Raw genomic sequence first — 16658 nt, 5'->3', positions numbered from 1 at the left:
TCCCTCCGGGCGTCGCAGAAGGTGGTGCGCGATGTCGGGGCCCGTGCTTACCATGTCGCCATGGTCGATAGCGCTGCTGCTTCCGTTCCCCCTGTCCGCCGCCCCTCCACCGTCGAAGAAGTCGCCGAGGTCGTGCGACTCGCCTCCCGCGAGGCCGTCCCCTTGACCGTCGTGGCCGGCGGGCACGGGCCGTGGTCGCACGCCCCGGCCGAGGGGATCCGTCTCGAACTCGGCGGTCTGTCGGGCATCGAGGTCGACGGCACCACCGTGCGCATCGGTGGCGGCGCGGTCTGGGGCGATGTCGCTTCGGCGCTCGCCGGGCGCGGTCTGGCGCTCAGCTCGGGCGACACCGCCTCGGTCGGGGTCGGCGGGCTCACGCTCGGCGGCGGGATCGGGTGGATGGTGCGGGCCTGGGGTCTCGCCATCGATCAGCTGATCGGCGCACAGGTCGTCACCGCCTCGGGCGAGGTGGTCGAAGCGTCTTCCGCGACGAACCCCGAGCTCTTCTGGGCACTGCGTGGCGGTGGCGGCAACTTCGGCGTGGTCACACGGTTCGACTTCGCCGCGCATCCGCTGGCCGGGATCGCCTTCGCCGAGAGTGTGATCGACGGTGATGCGACCGCGGTGCTGCGTGCCGCGCGCGATCTGCTCCGCGACGCTCCGCGTGAGCTCACGGTCACGTACATGGACGTGCCGCCGATGGACCCGAGCGCACCGGCGGGAGCGCGCCTGAGCGCGGTGTGGGCGGCGCCGGAGCCCGACCGCCTGCGCGCCGTGTGGGAGCCGATCTCCGCGCTCCCCGGTGTGCAGACGCAGGTGACGACTCCGCCGTATCGCGAAGTGCTGATGGAGATGCCCGAGCCGGAGGGCGATGATGTGCCCGCCCCTCCCGGCTTCCTCGGCGGCAACGGGCTCTACGCCGAGCTCGATGACGCGCTGATCGAGCGGCTTGTGGCCTTCCGGCGCGCGTATCCGGCCTCGGTGGTCTTCCTCCGGTCGCTGGGCGGCGCGTTCCACGACGTCGCGCAGGAGGAGACGGCGTTCCCGGCGCGTGCGGCGAACTGGTTCGTGATGGCCGGGGCGTTCGTCATCCCGGGCATGCTCGACGATCAGACCCGTGCCGCGATCGATGCGGACGGCGAGGGCATCCGGGCCGGTCGCCTGGCCGAGTACGGCAACTTCGCCGACACCGAGCGCGCGGATGCGGTGCCCGGCATGTTCTCGGCGGATGCGCTCGCGCGGCTCCGGGCCACCAAGGCCGCGTGGGATCCGCAGAACGTCTTCCACCGCAACCACAACATCGTCGTGTGATGCACGAAGGGCCGGGTACCTCGCGGTGCCCGGCCCTTCGTGACGAGACGTCAGTGCGTGTCTTCGGCCTCGATCTCGGTGCGGTCGCCCGACCACAGCGTGTGGAAGGTGCCTTCCTTGTCGATTCGCTTGTAGGTGTGCGCGCCGAAGAAGTCACGCTGTCCCTGGACGAGCGCGGCCGGGAGGCGGTCGGCACGGATGCCGTCGTAGTACGACAGTGACGACGAGAACGCCGGGGCGGGGATGCCCGCTTCGGCGGCCGCGATGACGACTCGGCGCCAGGCTGCCTGGGCACGCGTGATCGCCTCGGTGAAGTACGGGGCGGTGAGCAGGACCGGCAGGTCCGGCGTCTCGGCGTAGGCGTCGGCGATCCGGTTGAGGAACTGGGCGCGGATGATGCAGCCGCCGCGCCAGATCTTGCTGATCGCGCCGAGGTCGATGTTCCAGCCGTACTCGGCGGCGCCGGCGCGGATCTCGTCGAAGCCCTGCGAGTACGCGACGATCTTCGACGCGTAGAGCGCGAGGCGCACGTCTTCGATGAACGCGTCGGTGTCCTCGACCGAGAACTCCTCCTCCGGGCCCGGCAGGTCGCGGGAGACCGCGCGCTGCTCGGGGTGCGAGGAGAGCGAGCGGGCGAAGGTCGCCTCGGCGATGCCCGAGACGGGGACGCCGAGCGACAGCGCGGTCTGCACGGTCCACGCGCCGGTGCCCTTGGCGCCGGCCTGGTCGAGGATCACGTCGACCAGCGGCTTGCCGGTCTCGGCATCCACCTGGCGGAGCACCTCGGCGGTGATCTCGATCAGGTAAGACTCCAGTTCGCCGCGGTTCCACTCGGCGAAGATCTCCGCGATCTCCGCGGGGGTCTTGCCCGTGCCGCGACGGATCAGGTCGTACGCCTCGGCGATCAGCTGCATGTCGGCGTACTCGATGCCGTTGTGCACCATCTTGACGAAGTGTCCGGCACCGTCGTGTCCGACGTGCGTCACGCACGGCTCGCCCTCAGCGACCGCAGCGATGGACTTCAGGATCGGTCCGAGCGTGATCCAGGACTCGTCCGAACCGCCGGGCATGATCGACGGGCCGAGCAGGGCGCCCTCCTCGCCGCCGGAGATGCCGGCGCCGACGAAGTTGATGCCCGTCTCGCGGACGGCCTTCTCGCGACGGATCGTGTCGGGGAAGTAGGCGTTGCCGCCGTCGACGATGATGTCGCCCGGCTCGAAGACCTCGACCAGGGAGTCGATCACGGCGTCGGTCGGGCCGCCGGCCTTGACCATGATGATCGCGGTGCGCGGCTTCTGCAGCGAGTCGGCGAACTCCTGGTAGGTGCGGGCCGGGACGAATCCGGCCTCGGGGTGCTCGTCGAGGAGCGTCTGGGTCTTCTCGTAGCTGCGGTTGAAGATCGCCACGGTGTTCCCCTCGCGGCTGGCGAGGTTGCGGGCGAGGTTCGATCCCATGACGGCGAGTCCGACGACTCCGATGTTCGCTGATGCTTCGGGCACAGAAGGCTCCTCGAGGGTGAAGAAGGGGTGGTTTCAGCGTATCGCTGTCCGGGAGGTCAGTGCTCGCCTGTGTCACGCGACGCGATGAAGCGTCGGGACACGGCGATGTCGCGGTCTCCGAGACCCGCGGCCACCAGCTCGTCGAACGCGGCGCGCAGGGTGGGCAGGAGCACGGGGGAGGTGCCGGTGGCCTCGGCGATGTCGGCGGCGAAGCCGAGGTCCTTCACCATGTACTGCGCGACGCCGCTGGGGGAGTCGTCGCCGGTGACGAGCTTCTCGCGACGGCTGTCGAGCAGTCGCGAGCCGGCGTAGCCGCCGGAGAGCAGTGACCAGAGGGCATCGAGGTCGAGTCCGGAGCGGTCAGCGAGCACCGTGGCCTCTCCGAGCGCCAGGATCGTCGCGGACACCACCAGCTGGTTGCAGGCCTTCGCGACCTCGCCGGCGCCGAGCGGACCGAGCAGGACGGGCGTGCCGCACGGGGCCAGCACCTCGGCTGCGAGGGCCGCATCCTCGGGGTCGCCGCCGAGCATGATCGAGAGAGTCCCGGCGATGGCGCCGTCTTCGCCGCCCGAGACCGGGCAGTCCACGACCCGCACCCGCCCGTCGGTCTGCGCGCCGATGCGCTCTGCGAGCGCACGGACGGCCGGTGCCGACGAGGTCGATCCGATCATGACGAGCAGCTCACCGGCGTCCGCGAGGAGTCCGTCCGGGCCGTCGAGCATCGCCTCGAACGGGGGCAGATCCGGCAGCATCATGAGGAGGGCGTCTACTCTGGAGGCGAGTTCGCGCGGTGTCTCCGCCCAGGTGGCTCCGGCCGCCAGCAGCTCCGGCTGCGGGCGTCGCGCGTGGATCACCAGTCGTCCGTGCGCGGCGAGCAGATGGTCGGCCATGGGGCGGCCCATGGCGCCGAGTCCCACGGCGCCGACGGTGACGGATGACATGTTCATGGGCACACGGTAGCAATAATCCAATGGATAGAACAGTGTCCAACAGGATGGATCTGAGCTAAAGTGAGGGATCCAGGATTTCCCGAGGAAGGGATCAGCATGACGGGGACCGAGAACAAGCTGCGTGCCGTCGTGACGGTACCGCTGCGCGAAGACCTCTGCCGGCTCATCGAAGAGCTCGAGCCTCGCGTCGAGGTGGTCCGCGATCACTCGCTCCTCCCTCCGATGCGGGGGCCTGCGGATTGGTCCGGCGACCCGGACTTCACTCGCACGGAGAGCGAGCAGCACGCCTTCGACGAGTTGGTCGACTCCGCCGACGCCCTCTTCGGCATCCCCGATGTGGACGCCACGGCGCTGGCCCGCACGGTGACGGCGAACCCGCGACTGCGCTGGGTCATGACGACGGCGGCCGGCGGCGGGGCCGCGGTCAAGGCCGCAGAGCTCGACCGTGCGGACCTCGATCGGATCGTCTTCACCACCAGCGCGGGCGTGCACGGCGGGCCCCTGGCTGAGTTCGCCGTTTTCGGCGTGATGGCGGGAGCGAAGAACCTCCCTCGCCTCCTTGCGGATCAGCGCACCCGCACCTGGCCCGACCGCTGGGAGATGCGACAGCTCGACGAGATGACCGTGCTCGTCGTCGGCCTCGGCGGCATCGGCGCGGAGTGCGCGCGTCGCTTCCACGCGCTCGGTGCCAGGGTCTGGGGCACCACGAGGTCGGGGGAGCCCGTCGCCGGCGTCGATCGTCTGGTGCGACTGGACGAGCTGCGAGACGCGGTTGCCCATGTCGATGCGATCGTCGTGACCCTGCCCGGCACGACCCAGACCCACCACCTGATCGGGGCCGACATCCTCGCCGCGGTGAAGCCGGGAGCGATCATCACCAACGTCGGTCGCGGCACGGTCATCGACGAGACGGCACTGCTCGCAGCTCTCGACGACGGTCGTATCGCCTTCGCCGCTCTCGATGTCTTCGAGCAGGAGCCGCTCGACGATGCGTCACCGCTGTGGACGCATCCGAATGTGCTGGTGAGCCCGCACACGGCCGCGCTCAACTCGAAGGAGGAGGAGCGGATCGCTCGACGCTTCGCCGAGAACGCGGCGCGCCTGCTCGATGGCGAGCCGCTGACCGCCGTGGTCGATACGGTCGAGTTCTACTGATCCGCAGGCGGGTGCGTGCGCACCCGCGGCCCCACTGATGGCGGAAGGCGCAGCCATGGACGACGACACCCGCGAGGGGCGCGATCCCGCGCCTGCCGTCACCCGCAGCATCCGCCTGCTCGGCCTCCTCGCTGACGCGGGTGGTCCACGCACCCTGACGGAGCTCGCCGGCGAACTGGGGCTCGCGAAGTCGTCGACCGCGAATCTGTGCCTCGCGCTCGAGGCGGGGGGCATGGTCGACCGCACCGCCCAGGGCTATCGACTGGGCGTGCGAACTGCGGAGCTGGGCGGTGCGTTCGCCGCGCAGTTCAACCAGGTGCGCGAGTTCTACAGCGTGTGCGAGGCCTCGCCGCAGCTGGCCTCCGAGCTCGTGCAGGTCGCCATGCTCGACGGCACGGATGCGCTGTATCTCGCCAGGCACGAAGGGTCGCGGTCGCTGCGACTGGGAACGCCGCTGGGCTCGCGGCTCCCCGCGCCGCTGTCGGCCACCGGACGCGCGCTGCTCGCCGCGATGAGCGATGCCGAGGTCGCCGAGCTCCTCGGGGAGGATGCCGTCTTCCCGTCGCTGACGGAGCGGAGCGCGACGACCATGGCCGGGCTGCTGGAAGTGCTCGCCACCGCCCGCCGGCGCGGCTGGGCGCTGGATGCGGAGGAGTCCTTCCGCGGCATCGTCGGCGTGGCCGTGCCGCTCGAGGGGTGGGCGCCGACCGATCCGCCGCTGGCGCTCGGTGTGGCGATCCGCGCCGCCGAGGCGGACTACGAGCGCATCGAGCGCGTGGGTGAGGCTCTGCGCGCGGCTGCCGCGGCGTTGACGAACCCGTTCAGCACCGCCGTTCGTCGCTGACTCTTTCCGCGCTTCCGTGTCTCGGGGCGCGGTCGGTACTTTCGTGCGTCGAAACCCGGTCCAAAGGGTTGAACGCAATCCAACGGGCTGGTACAGTCGTGCTCACGCCGCAGGCGAAGCCGATCGAAGGAGATGGCAGTGACCGACCCCCGCACCTCAGCACGAGCAGTGTCCGATGACCCGGAGTACGCGGCGAATCTGCGCCGCGCGACGCTGGCCTCCAGCATCGGGAGCGCGCTCGAGTACTTCGACTTCGCGCTCTACGGGCTCTCCACGGCGTTGATCTTCAACGTCCTGTTCTTCCCGCAGGACGACCCCGCCATGGCCACGGTCGCCGCGTTCGCGACCTTCGGCGTCGGTTTCCTGGCACGTCCGTTCGGCGGTCTGTTCTTCGGCGTCCTGGGCGACAAGCTTGGACGCAAGTGGGTCCTGGTCGCCACGATCGTCCTGATGGGCGGGGCATCGACCGCGATCGGTCTTCTGCCCACCTACGAGGCGATCGGGCTCTGGGCCCCGGTCCTGCTGGTGCTGATGCGCCTCCTCCAGGGCTTCGGGGCGGGTGCGGAGCAGGCCGGTGCCACGGTGCTGATGGCCGAGTACGCGCCGGTCAAGCGCCGCGGGTTCTTCTCCGCACTGCCGTTCGTCGGCATCCAGGCGGGCACCCTGCTCGCCGCGGTCGTCTTCGGGTTGATCACCCTGCTTCCCGAGGACCAGCTGCTGAGCTGGGGATGGCGCGTGCCGTTCCTCGCCTCGTTCGCCCTGATCCTGCTCGCCCTGTTCATCCGGATGCGGCTGCGCGAGACGCCGACCTTCATCGAGCTCGAGAAGCACGAGCAGGTCGCCGATCGCCCCATCAAGGAGATCTTCACGCACGGACTCCCCGGCGTCATCGTCGGCATCGGTCTGCGGATGGCCGAGAACGGCGGCTCCTACATGTTCCAGACCCTCGGTCTCGCGTTCTTCGTCACCGTGGTCGGCGACAGCGCAGACAAGAGCCTGCTCACGTGGGGTGTCACCCTCGGGTCGCTGATCGGCGTCTTCTCGGTGCCGTTCACCGGACACCTCTCCGACCGCTTCGGGCGCCGCACGGTGTACCGCTTCGGTGCCGTCTTCATGCTCGTCTACACGTTCCCCGCGTGGTGGCTGCTGTCGCTCGGCAACTACGCCGTGGCCATCGGCGTGATCGCGATCGGCATCGGCGTCGCCGTGAACAGCATGCTCGGACCGCAGTGCGCCATGCTCCCCGAACTCTTCGGAAACCGTCACCGCTACCTGGGCGTCGCGATGGCCCGCGAGATCTCGGCCGTGCTCGCCGGCGGCCTCGCCGGTGTTCTCGGTGCCTACCTGATCGCAGTCAGCGACGGGAACTGGGTGCTCCTGGCGATCTACATGGCCGTGCTCGCCCTCATCACCACCGCCTCGACCTTCCTCGCTCCCGAGACGCTGCGTCGCGATCTCACCCGCGTCGACGACGCGATCAAGGTCTCCCGCGAAGAGGGTGGCGACGACGTCTTCGCCACGACGGTCTCGATCAAGGCCGTCGGACGGTGAGCGCCCTGCCTGCGGGCCTCGCCCTCTTCGACCTCGGCGGGCGCACGGCGCTCGTGACCGGATCGAGCCAGGGCATCGGCCGGACCCTCGCGGAAGGACTCGCCGGAGCGGGTGCGACGGTGGTCGTGCACGGACGCGATGCCGCGAAGGCGGCGGCGGTCGCGGCCGAGATCGCACAGGGCACGGGCGCCGCGGTCCACAGCGTCGTCTTCGACGTGACCGATTCCGCGGCGGTGGATGCGGGGATGCGCGAGGTCGAGCAGCTCATCGGCACGCCCGACATCCTCGTGAACAACGCCGGTGTGCAGCGGCGGGCGCCGATCGCGGAGTTCGCGGACGAGGACTGGGATGCGCTCGTGCAGACCAACCTCTCCAGCGTGTTCCACCTGTCGCGCCGCGTCGCCGCCGGGATGATCGCCCGCGGCTCGGGAAAGATCATCCAGATCGGCAGCGTGCAGTCGCAGCTCGCCCGTCCGTCGATCGCCGCGTACTCGGCGACGAAGGGTGCGATCGTGATGTTCACGAAGGGGCTCTGCGCCGACCTCGCCCCGCACGGCATCCAGGCCAACGCCATCGCTCCCGGCTACTTCGCGACCGCTCTCACGCAGCCGCTCGTCGATGACGAGGAGTTCTCGGCGTGGGTCCGCGGGCGCACCCCGGCAGGGCGCTGGGGAGACACCCGCGATCTCGTCGGCGCCCTGCTCTTCCTCGCCGGCGGGGCGAGCGACTTCGTCAACGGCCAGACGCTCTTCGTCGACGGCGGCATGACGGCGGTCGTCTGATGCGGCTCGGTCGAGTCGCGTCCGCCGCAGGCCCCCGCTGGGTGCGCGAGACGGCCGACGGGCTCATTCCGATCTCCGACCCGTTCCTCGCGTTCGCCGAGGGGCGTGCCCCGGACGACGAGGGTGACGCCGTCGACGGAACCGTCGTCGCGCCGGTCGACCCTCTCGTCATCGTCGGCATCGCCCAGAACGGTCCCGGCCACGACTCGCCGGTGCAGGCGTGGCTCAAGAGCCCGCGGACCGTGATCGGAAGCGGAGCGGAGGTCACCCTGCGGCGCGATGCGGGCGCCCCGGTGGCGGAGGGCGAGATCGCCGTCGTGATCGGCCGGGCGACCCACGGCTTGACGGCGCAGAACGCTCACGAGTACGTGCTCGGCGTCACCGCGGTGAACGATCTCTCCAGCCCCGATCGCGCGATCAGCGATCCCCGCAACTTCGAGTCGAAGTCGGGGGAGGGCTATACGCCGCTCGGTCCGTGGATCGACACCGCAGCGGGAATCGACGACGTCGAGCTCGACGTGGAGGTCGACGGGCTCCTCGTCGCCCGGACCGGGAGCCGGCAGCTGCCCATGCCGATCCGCGAGTGCCTCGCGTACGTCGCGGCCTGGTCCGTTCTGGGGCCCGGCGATGTCGTGATGACCGGTGCCCCGCACTCGCAGGCACCGGTGCATCCCGGCCAGCGCGTGACGATCCGGGTGGCCGGAATCGAGCTGGTCACGGCGTTCGCCTGACCGAGGAGGAGACCTGGTGGACAATCTCGCCGTGGTGGCCCACGCCGCCGACGATCTGCGCATCGAAGACATCGGCGCCCCAGCGCCCCGCGCCGACGAGGCCGTCATCGACGTCGCCTACGGGGGCATCTGCGGCTCCGACCTGCACTACTTCCGGCACGGCGCAGCCGGGGCGTCCGTGCTCCGCGAGCCGATGATCCTGGGGCATGAGGTCGCCGGCGTCGTGGCCGTCGCAGCCGCGGACGGATCCGGCCCTGCCATCGGAACCCGTGTGGCCGTGCACCCCCTCACCGCGCATGGCGACGGACGCACGCCCTGGCCCCCGGATCAGCCGAATCTCGCGCCGGCCTCGACGTACCTCGGGTCGGCGATGCACCTGCCGCACACGCAGGGAGCGTTCGCGCGCCGGGTCGCGATGCCCACGCGCATGCTGCATCCCCTGCCCGCCGGACTCGATCTGAGAACCGCCGCGCTGGCCGAGCCCGCGGCCGTGGCCTGGCACGCATTGCAGCGAGCCGGCGAGGTGCGCGGGCGTCGTGTCGTCGTCATCGGCGCGGGACCGATCGGTCAGCTGGTCGCCGCGGTCGCCCAGCGCGGAGGGGCGGCGTCCGTCACCGTCACCGACCTGCAGCAGCCTCCGCGCGAGATCGCGGAGGCGCGCGGCATCCGGGCGATCGATGCGCGGGCCGAGGCGGAGATCGCGGAGCTGCACGCCGACATCGTGGTCGAATCCAGCGGCACCGTGCCCGGTCTCTCGGCCGCGGTCTCGGCGGCGACCCGTGGCGGCACCGTCGTGCTGCTCGGCCTGCAGCGCGGGGGAGATGTTCCGGCGCCCCTGGCCACGGCCATCACCCGTGAACTGACGCTCCGCGGCTCGTTCCGCTTCGGCGCCGAGTTCGACGACGTCATCGCCGCCCTCGCCGACGGCAGCCTCGACGTGCGCGGTATCATCAGCGAGGTGCTGCCGGTGGAAGATGCTCACGAAGCCTTCGCGCTGGCAGCCGATCCTGCGAGCTCCTGCAAGGTGCTCATCGACTTCGGCCTGGAGATATGACTGTGCGCATCGTCGTGATGGGTCCCAGCGGCTGCGGCAAGTCCACTGTCGGCAGTGCGCTCGCGGAGAGCATGGAGGCGCGCTTCATCGACGGCGATGACCTGCATCCGCTGACCAACGTCGAGAAGATGGCCGCCGGCATCCCGCTCGACGATGCGGACCGGATGCCGTGGCTTCGCACCGTCGGAGCGACACTCCACGGCGAGGACCGGATCGTGATCGCCTGCTCCGCGCTGCGTCGTCGCTACCGGGACGCGATCCGCGAAGAGGCACCCGACACGTTCTTCGTGGAGCTGGTGGTGGATCGTGCCACTCTGGAGGCGCGGCTGACGCAGCGCGCTGAGCACTTCATGCCCGCATCGCTGCTGGATTCGCAGCTGGAGACCCTGGAATCGCTGCAGGACGGCGAAAGCGGGATCCGGGTCTCGGCGTCACTCGCTCTGGACGAGGAGATCCGCCTCATCCGCGATGCGGTGCAGGCGTCGGCGGTCTGAGCCGCGTTCAGTCCTTGCGGTAGCTCGAACGCCCCATGGCGAACAGAGCGATGAACGACGTGACGGCCGCGCACACGGTCATGGCGCCGATCAGCCAGAGGATTGCGTGCGAGAGGAAGGCGCCGTCGAGCATGGGGGTTCTCCGTGTTCTGCAGAAAAGGACCGGGTGTCCTCAGCCTATCGGGTCATCCGGTACCATTGAGGCTGTACCTCGGCGAGGGATGCTTCTGCGCGTGCGCGTTCATCCGTTATCGACGCGGCGAAGCAAGCCCGGTGGCTTTCCTCCTGCGTCAGCGAGTTCGACAATTCCAAGACCACCGCGCGGCGCCTTCGCTGCGTGCCCCGAAGGAGAACCCCATGTCTGAAGACACCAAGGTCCAGGCCGAGCTCCGCGAGAGCTTCGGCAAGGGCTTCGCCCGCCGCCTCCGCGCCGCCGGCAAGATCCCCGCCGTCATCTACGGCCACGGCACCGAGCCGGTGCACGTCGCGCTGCCGGGCCACCAGGTCTCGCTCATCATCCGCCGCGCCAACGCGCTGCTCGAGCTCGACATCGAGGGCAAGGGCCAGCTCGCCCTCGTCAAGGACGTCCAGCGCGACCCGGTGCACCAGATCATCGAGCACATCGACCTGCTCGTCGTGAAGAAGGGCGAGAAGGTCGCCATCGACGTGCCGATCGTCGTCACCGGCGAGTCGGCTTCCGGCACCATCGTGAACCTCGACGCGACCACGCTGTCGATCGAGGCCGAGGCCACGCACATCCCGCAGAACATCGAGGTCTCGGTCGAGGGCCTGGAAGAGGGCGCGCACATCACCGGCGCCGACGTGAAGCTCCCCAAGGGCTCCACGCTGCTCTCCGACCCCGAGGTGCTCGTCGTCGCGATCTCCGTCCCGGCCGCACCCACCGAGGATGACGCCGAGGGCGAGTCCGCAGAGGGCACCGAGGCAGCCGAAGAGGCCGCCGCGGAGTGATCTCCGACTGATTCATCACAGAGGGGACGCGATCCGATCGCGTCCCCTCTGTCGTATCCTGACCGAGGCTCTGCGCACCGGCAGTGAGAGGACGACGACATGGCATCGACCTGGCTCGTGGTGGGACTCGGCAACCCCGGCCCGCGATATGAGACCACCCGCCACAACATCGGTCAGATGGTGGTCGATGAACTGGCCTCGCGACGCGGCGAGGCGTTCCGCGAGCACAAGGGCGGAGCGCGCGTCGTCGAGACGTGGCTGCGTCCTGGCGCGGACAAGCTCGTGCTGGCCAAGCCGAACACCTTCATGAACGTCTCGGGCACTCCGGTCGCGGCACTGGTGCGCTTCTACTCAGTGCCCGCAGAGCAGGTCATCGTCGTGCACGACGAACTCGACATCCCGTTCGATACGGTCAAGCTCAAGATCGGCGGGGGACACGGCGGACACAACGGCGTGCGCGACATCGCTCGGGCTCTCGGGACGGCAGAGTTCCCGCGTGTGCGCGTGGGAATCGGCCGTCCGGTCGGCCGCCAGGATCCGGCTGACTGGGTGCTCTCACCCTTCGGCAAAGAGGAACGGCCGAACCTGCCGATCCTCGTCGACGATGCCGCCGACGCGGTCGAGCTCCTCGTCGGCGAAGGACTTCTCGCGGCGCAGCAGAAGCACCACGCACCGCGCTGACGCCGCGGTGGTGCTCCCGCTGCTCCGGGAGCGCCGTCAGGACGTGTAGGTCGCGAAGCCGGTGGCGCTGCCGGCCGCGAGAGCGCCGACGAGCACGATGAAGAAGATGACCGCGCCGAGCACGGCGACGACGATGGCGGCGATTCCGGTGCCACGGCCCCTGCGCTTCGCGATGGCGATGATGCCGAGCACGATCGCAGTGATCCCGAGGATCGTGCCGATCCAGAAGGACAGCTCGGCCCAGAGGACCTGGTCGCGCGCGGGGGAGAGCACGCTGAGGTCTTCGGCGGTCGACGTCGTGACACCCTGCGGGAGGACGCGTCCGATCTCGAAGGCCGCGATGCCGGCGATGATCGGAGCGACGACCGCCGCGAGGAGTGAAAGCACCAGCGCGATCGTCCCGAACAGGCCGGAGGGGCGGACCGTGGTGTCGGGGGCCGTGTAGGTGCCCGCCGGGGAGGCGTAGCCGCCGACCGGGACCTGGTACGCGCCCGGAGGGGCTGCCGGGTACGCGGCAACCGGAGCGTTCGGGGTCGTCGCGTACGGCGGTGCGACGGGCGGTGCCGGCGGTGCGACGGGCGGTGCCGGCGGTGCGACGGGTGGTGCCGGCGGCGCGAAGGGCTCGGCGCCGGAGGGGGGAGGCAGCTGTGGATCAGTCACGTCCCCCATCCTAGGGCGCGGCTCAGACGCGTCGGAGGAGCCCCACGCGGTCGTACACGTTCGAGAGGGTCGCATCGGCGACGGCGTCCGCGCGTCCGGCGTTCTCCGCCAGGATGCGGTCGAGTTCGGCAGGATCGTCGAGCAGTTCGAGCGCACGCGCGCGCACGGGCTCGAACTCGTTCACGACCACCTCGGCGAGGCCCTTCTTGAAGTCGCCGTAGCCGCGACCTGCGTACTCGTCCTCGATCGCGGCGACCTGGCGACCGCTGAGGGCCGCGTAGATCGTGAGCAGGTTCGAGACGCCGGGCTTGTTCTCCCGGTCGAAGCGCACGGAGCCCTCGTTGTCAGTCACGGCTCGCATGACCTTCTTCGCCGACTTCGCCGGGTCGTCGAGCATCCACAGGACTCCCGCGTCGCTCTCTGCCGACTTCGACATCTTGGCGGTCGGGTTCTGCAGATCGTAGATGCGCGCGGTCTCCTTCTGGATGACCGGCAACGGCACGGTGAAGGTCTCACCGAAGCGGGAGTTGAAGCGCTCGGCGAGATCGCGGGTGAGCTCGACGTGCTGCTTCTGGTCGTCGCCCACGGGTACCACGTCCGTCTGGTACAGCAGGATGTCGGCGGCCATGAGGACCGGGTACGTGAACAGGCCGACGCTGGTGGCATCGGCTCCGTAGCGCGACGATTTGTCCTTGAACTGCGTCATGCGGCCGGCCTCGCCGAAACCGGTGATCGTGCTGAGGATCCAGGCGAGTTCGGCGTGCGCGCGCACGTGGGACTGCACGTACAGGGTCGACAGCGACGGCTCGATGCCCGCGGCGATGTACTGCGCGGCGGTGCGACGCGTCTTCTCGCGGAGCTCGGCCGGGTCCTGTGCGACGGTGAGCGCGTGCAGGTCGACGACCGAGAAGTAGGCATCGTAAGAGCTCTGCAGATCCCGCCACTGGAGCAGCGCGCCGATGTAGTTGCCGATCTGGAGGGAGTCGGCGGAGGGCTGCATTCCGGAGTAAAGGCGAGGTTTCGTCACACCCCCAATCCTATGGGGTGTGTGCGCGGCCCATACGATGGGCGGATGACGCCCGAATCCCCTCGCCGCCGCCGACGAGGGGACGCAGCCCTCTATGTCGAGGTCCTCATCCGCGCGCCACTGGAGGATGTCTGGCGACTGACGCAGGATCCCGCCTCGCACGTGCGGTGGGATGCGCGATTCACGGACATCGTTCCGCAGCGCACGCGATCCGACGGCGCGCGGGAGTTCCGATACGAGCTCGATCTCGGGGTGCACACGATCCGCGGCACCGGCGTCTCTCTCGCCACCCGCGAGGGGCCCGTGGGCGAGCGGACCTCGGCTCTGCTGTTCGATACGGAGGATGCACTGTCGCCGCTGGGCGCCGGTCGCGGGTACTGGCGATACATCCCGACGCCGGAGGGCGTGCGATTCCTGACCGGCTACGACTACGCGCCGGGATGGGGTTGGCTCGGGCGTCTGTTCGACCCGCTCGTCATCCGCCCGTTCGTGTGGTGGCTGACCGCCCGGAGTTTCGACCGCCTGCGGATGTGGGCGGAGGAGGGCACCTCCCCTGAACAGGCCAGCGGATGGCGGTCGCTGCGTCGCGGATATCGGCCCCGAGCGCGGAACTGTCGTTCACAGCCTCCCCGCCGCACCGGGAGAACGATCATGGAAGACGCACCGAGATCGCTCGAGGAGATCGCATGACGGCGGGCACCGGAATCTTCGAACGCGCGCTCGGAGACGATTTCGCCCGCCTCCACCCGCAGCTGCAGCGTCGCTTCGGGGTCGGTGTCGAGGCGGGATACGGCTGCATCGGACGAGGCACGATGACGGAGGTGCGTCGCGGCCCCTGGTGGACGCTGCCCTTCCTCCTGGTCGGGACCTTCCGCAACATCCTCTTCCCGGAGCGCGGACGCGATGTCCCCTTCCGAATAGACAACCATGCGTATCTCGACGATTTCGGCCGGGAGACGGTGACGTTCGTTCGGACGATGCAGGTGCGCCCCGGTCGTCGCCGACGCTTCGACGCCACGATGATCTACAGCGACGCTCGCCGTCGAGTGGTCGACTATCTGGGCACGCATCAGCACCTGGCCGTCGATCTGGATCTCACTGTCACCGACGACGGCGCTCTGCAGCTGACCTCCGGCGAGCAGCGGTTCTACGAGGGGCCTCTCGCCTTTCGATTCCCGATGCTGTTCAGCGGGCGCGCGCGACTGCGGGAGCGATACGACGACGAGCAGCAGCGGTACCTGATCGATCTCGAGATCCATAACGACGTCCTCGGATTCCTGTTCGGCTACCGCGGCGCATTCACGTGCGAGTTCGTCGATGGGCCGGCGCCGGCGACCGTGAAGCCCTACCGTGAGGAGCTTCGCGAATGACGGCCAGAGGCGCCGTGTTCCTCGCCGCACTCGGCGACGACGCGGAGCGGCTGCACCCGGAGATCCTTGCGCAGATGCGGGTGGAGGCCGAGAGCGACAGCGCGGTGGGTGTGTTCACGGTCGCCGGCAGTCGGTTCAGGCGGCTGACCGCTCTGGGGTACCCGGCGGTGGGCCCGGGCCTGCTCGTCACGCGTTTCGCCCGCGACGTCCCGTTCCGGATCGACACCGTGGCCGGCCGGTCGGGATCGGGTCGGACGACCCTCGCCGCCCGACGCGAGTTCCGCTTTCCCGGGAAGGTCCAGCACATCACCGATCGCCTCACGGCGACAGGCCGTCCCGGGATCCTCCACAATGCGCTGGGGGTGCGCGGGCGCGTGGAGATGCTCGAAGAGTGTTCCGTCACGCCCGAGGGGGCACTGCGGATGCGCTCCCGCGCGGTCGCCCTGCGCGTCGGCAGACGCCGGATCGTGCTGCGCGGCATCCTGCGCCTCGATGTCGACCTCGTCGACGGCTGGGACGAGGCAGAGCACCGTCGCACCATCGCGATGCGTGCCACCAGCCCCGTGCTGGGGACGGTCCTCGAGTACCGCGGCTGGTACCGTCACACGGATGCCCCGGCGGTACCCGAGGGTGGCCTCGGATCGGGTCAGTACGAGTAGTCGACGACGACCGGAGCGTGATCGCTCCAGCGCTGATCGTAGGCCGCCGCACGGGCCACGTGATAGGTCGTGACGCGCTCGGCGAGTGCCGGCGTCGCGAGGTGATAGTCGATGCGCCAGCCGGAGTCGTTGTCGAAGGCCTGACCGCGCATGGACCACCACGTGTACGGTCCGTCGATCTCGCCGTGGAACCGGCGGCCGACGTCGACCCAGCCGAGGCCCGTGCCGATCGTGCCGTCGACCGCGGTGACCTCGGCCCCCGACTCACCGAGGAAGCGGTCGAAATACGCCCGCTCGCGGGGCAGGAAGCCGGCCTTCTTGCGGTTGCCGCGCCAGTTCTTGATGTCGAGCTCTCGGTGCCCGACGTTGAGGTCTCCCGTGACCAGCGCGAGTGCGCCGTCGGCCCCGAGCTCGCCGAGCCGCGTGCCGAACGCGTCGAGGAACTTCCACTTCTCGTCCTGCTTCGGGGTGTCGGCCTCTCCGGAGTGCACGTACGCGCTCACGACGGTCAGCGGACGGTCGCCGATCAGGTAGTCGGCCTCGATCCAGCGGCCCTTCGAGTCGAAGTCCGCGGCACCGAACTCGGTGCGCGACGCGAGGGCCGGCGTGCGGCTCGCGATGGCGACGCCCGCGCGGCCCTTGGCGGTGGCCTCGTCATGCACGAACGACCAGCCGGGCAGCGCGGCTTCGAGGTGTTCGTCCTGTCCGCGGACTTCCTGGAGTGTGAGGATGTCGACACCGGCTTCGTCGAGCCAGCTGCTCATCCCGTTGCGAGCCGCCGCTCGGATCCCGTTGACATTGACCGTGGCGATACGCAGATGGGGCATGCGAACAAGCCTAACGAGCGTCGCCGACATCCCGGGACGGCCGGTGCAGGTCGGCGATGAGGCGCTGCGCGAAGGGGGTGGGCGAATCCACGGG

Annotated in this window: 19 protein-coding genes; 13 read left to right on the top strand and 6 right to left on the bottom strand. The window is 69.7% G+C overall.

Features of this window, described 5'->3' with window-relative positions:
* Positions 1 to 60 precede the first annotated feature (60 nt).
* Positions 61 to 1311 (top strand): FAD-binding oxidoreductase, encoded by a 1251-nt coding sequence (locus tag HCX50_RS11550; protein WP_167634492.1) that lies wholly within the window; start codon positions 61 to 63, stop codon positions 1309 to 1311.
* A 50-nt stretch (positions 1312 to 1361) separates the two neighbouring features.
* On the opposite strand, the gene gndA is transcribed toward HCX50_RS11550, so the two are convergent.
* Together gndA and HCX50_RS11540 are read right to left on the bottom strand one after the other, a co-directional pair.
* Positions 1362 to 2810: an NADP-dependent phosphogluconate dehydrogenase gene (gndA, locus tag HCX50_RS11545; protein ID WP_167634491.1), complete on the bottom strand. Its 1449-nt coding sequence runs from the start codon at positions 2808 to 2810 to the stop codon at positions 1362 to 1364.
* Positions 2811 to 2866: 56 nt separating this feature from the next.
* Positions 2867 to 3757: an NAD(P)-dependent oxidoreductase gene (locus tag HCX50_RS11540; protein WP_167634490.1), complete on the bottom strand. Its 891-nt coding sequence runs from the start codon at positions 3755 to 3757 to the stop codon at positions 2867 to 2869.
* Positions 3758 to 3856: 99 nt separating this feature from the next.
* Between HCX50_RS11540 and HCX50_RS11535 the strand changes: the two genes are divergently transcribed.
* The 7 genes from HCX50_RS11535 (at position 3857) to HCX50_RS11505 (ending at position 10371) form a co-directional block, all read left to right on the top strand.
* Complete coding sequence (locus tag HCX50_RS11535; protein WP_167634489.1) at positions 3857 to 4915, top strand: D-2-hydroxyacid dehydrogenase; 1059 nt, start codon at positions 3857 to 3859, stop codon at positions 4913 to 4915.
* Between the two features lie 55 nt (positions 4916 to 4970).
* Entirely contained in the window at positions 4971 to 5759 is a 789-nt protein-coding gene (locus HCX50_RS11530; RefSeq protein ID WP_091030868.1) for an IclR family transcriptional regulator, read from the top strand.
* 132 nt (positions 5760 to 5891) lie between these two features.
* Positions 5892 to 7310, top strand: coding sequence for an MFS transporter (locus tag HCX50_RS11525; protein WP_091030864.1), 1419 nt, complete (start codon positions 5892 to 5894; stop codon positions 7308 to 7310).
* Positions 7307 to 8092: an SDR family NAD(P)-dependent oxidoreductase gene (locus HCX50_RS11520; protein WP_167634488.1), complete on the top strand. Its 786-nt coding sequence runs from the start codon at positions 7307 to 7309 to the stop codon at positions 8090 to 8092. The genes HCX50_RS11525 and HCX50_RS11520 overlap by 4 nt, the downstream gene beginning before the upstream one ends.
* Positions 8092 to 8823 (top strand): fumarylacetoacetate hydrolase family protein, encoded by a 732-nt coding sequence (locus tag HCX50_RS11515; protein WP_167634487.1) that lies wholly within the window; start codon positions 8092 to 8094, stop codon positions 8821 to 8823. The genes HCX50_RS11520 and HCX50_RS11515 overlap by 1 nt, the downstream gene beginning before the upstream one ends.
* A gap of 16 nt (positions 8824 to 8839) precedes the next feature.
* Positions 8840 to 9877 (top strand): alcohol dehydrogenase catalytic domain-containing protein, encoded by a 1038-nt coding sequence (locus HCX50_RS11510; RefSeq protein WP_167634486.1) that lies wholly within the window; start codon positions 8840 to 8842, stop codon positions 9875 to 9877.
* On the top strand, positions 9874 to 10371 hold the full coding sequence (locus tag HCX50_RS11505) for a gluconokinase (protein WP_091030856.1): 498 nt from the start codon (positions 9874 to 9876) through the stop codon (positions 10369 to 10371). Before HCX50_RS11510 ends, HCX50_RS11505 begins: the two co-directional genes overlap by 4 nt.
* 7 nt (positions 10372 to 10378) lie before the next feature.
* Here the strand turns inward: HCX50_RS11505 and HCX50_RS20055 are convergent, their stop codons facing one another.
* A complete protein-coding gene (locus HCX50_RS20055; RefSeq protein WP_258134167.1) occupies positions 10379 to 10504 on the bottom strand; it encodes a hypothetical protein in 126 nt (41 codons plus the stop codon).
* Positions 10505 to 10728: 224 nt separating this feature from the next.
* Between HCX50_RS20055 and HCX50_RS11500 the strand changes: the two genes are divergently transcribed.
* Together HCX50_RS11500 and pth are read left to right on the top strand one after the other, a co-directional pair.
* Complete coding sequence (locus HCX50_RS11500) at positions 10729 to 11340, top strand: 50S ribosomal protein L25/general stress protein Ctc (protein ID WP_091030853.1); 612 nt, start codon at positions 10729 to 10731, stop codon at positions 11338 to 11340.
* Positions 11341 to 11439: 99 nt separating this feature from the next.
* Entirely contained in the window at positions 11440 to 12021 is a 582-nt protein-coding gene (gene pth / locus HCX50_RS11495) for an aminoacyl-tRNA hydrolase (protein ID WP_167634485.1), read from the top strand.
* A gap of 36 nt (positions 12022 to 12057) precedes the next feature.
* On the opposite strand, the gene HCX50_RS11490 is transcribed toward pth, so the two are convergent.
* Entirely contained in the window at positions 12058 to 12690 is a 633-nt protein-coding gene (locus tag HCX50_RS11490; RefSeq protein ID WP_205829049.1) for a hypothetical protein, read from the bottom strand.
* Between the two features lie 13 nt (positions 12691 to 12703).
* The gene (trpS, locus tag HCX50_RS11485) at positions 12704 to 13708 is read right to left on the bottom strand and encodes a tryptophan--tRNA ligase (protein ID WP_167634484.1); all 1005 of its coding nucleotides are present in this window, start codon (positions 13706 to 13708) and stop codon (positions 12704 to 12706) included.
* Positions 13709 to 13753: 45 nt separating this feature from the next.
* Between trpS and HCX50_RS11480 the strand changes: the two genes are divergently transcribed.
* The 3 genes from HCX50_RS11480 to HCX50_RS11470 are packed head-to-tail and all read left to right on the top strand — an operon-like array spanning position 13754 to position 15737.
* Positions 13754 to 14398 carry an SRPBCC family protein gene (locus tag HCX50_RS11480; RefSeq protein ID WP_167634483.1) on the top strand — a complete coding sequence of 215 codons (645 nt, stop codon included), beginning with the start codon at positions 13754 to 13756 and terminating at the stop codon, positions 14396 to 14398.
* Complete coding sequence (locus HCX50_RS11475) at positions 14395 to 15078, top strand: DUF4166 domain-containing protein (RefSeq protein ID WP_167634482.1); 684 nt, start codon at positions 14395 to 14397, stop codon at positions 15076 to 15078. The genes HCX50_RS11480 and HCX50_RS11475 overlap by 4 nt, the downstream gene beginning before the upstream one ends.
* Entirely contained in the window at positions 15075 to 15737 is a 663-nt protein-coding gene (locus HCX50_RS11470) for a DUF4166 domain-containing protein (RefSeq protein ID WP_167634481.1), read from the top strand. Before HCX50_RS11475 ends, HCX50_RS11470 begins: the two co-directional genes overlap by 4 nt.
* Here the strand turns inward: HCX50_RS11470 and HCX50_RS11465 are convergent.
* On the bottom strand, positions 15725 to 16564 hold the full coding sequence (locus HCX50_RS11465; RefSeq protein ID WP_205829048.1) for an exodeoxyribonuclease III: 840 nt from the start codon (positions 16562 to 16564) through the stop codon (positions 15725 to 15727). The two genes, HCX50_RS11470 and HCX50_RS11465, sit on opposite strands and share 13 nt — an antisense overlap.
* Positions 16565 to 16658 lie beyond the last annotated feature (94 nt).

Origin of the sequence: Microbacterium sp. B19(2022) (assembly GCF_012030385.1) — a bacterium.
Taxonomy (GTDB): domain Bacteria; phylum Actinomycetota; class Actinomycetes; order Actinomycetales; family Microbacteriaceae; genus Microbacterium; species Microbacterium oxydans_B.
Note: the sequence above shows the minus strand (reverse complement) of the source record. Positions and strands in the feature narration are given on the sequence as shown.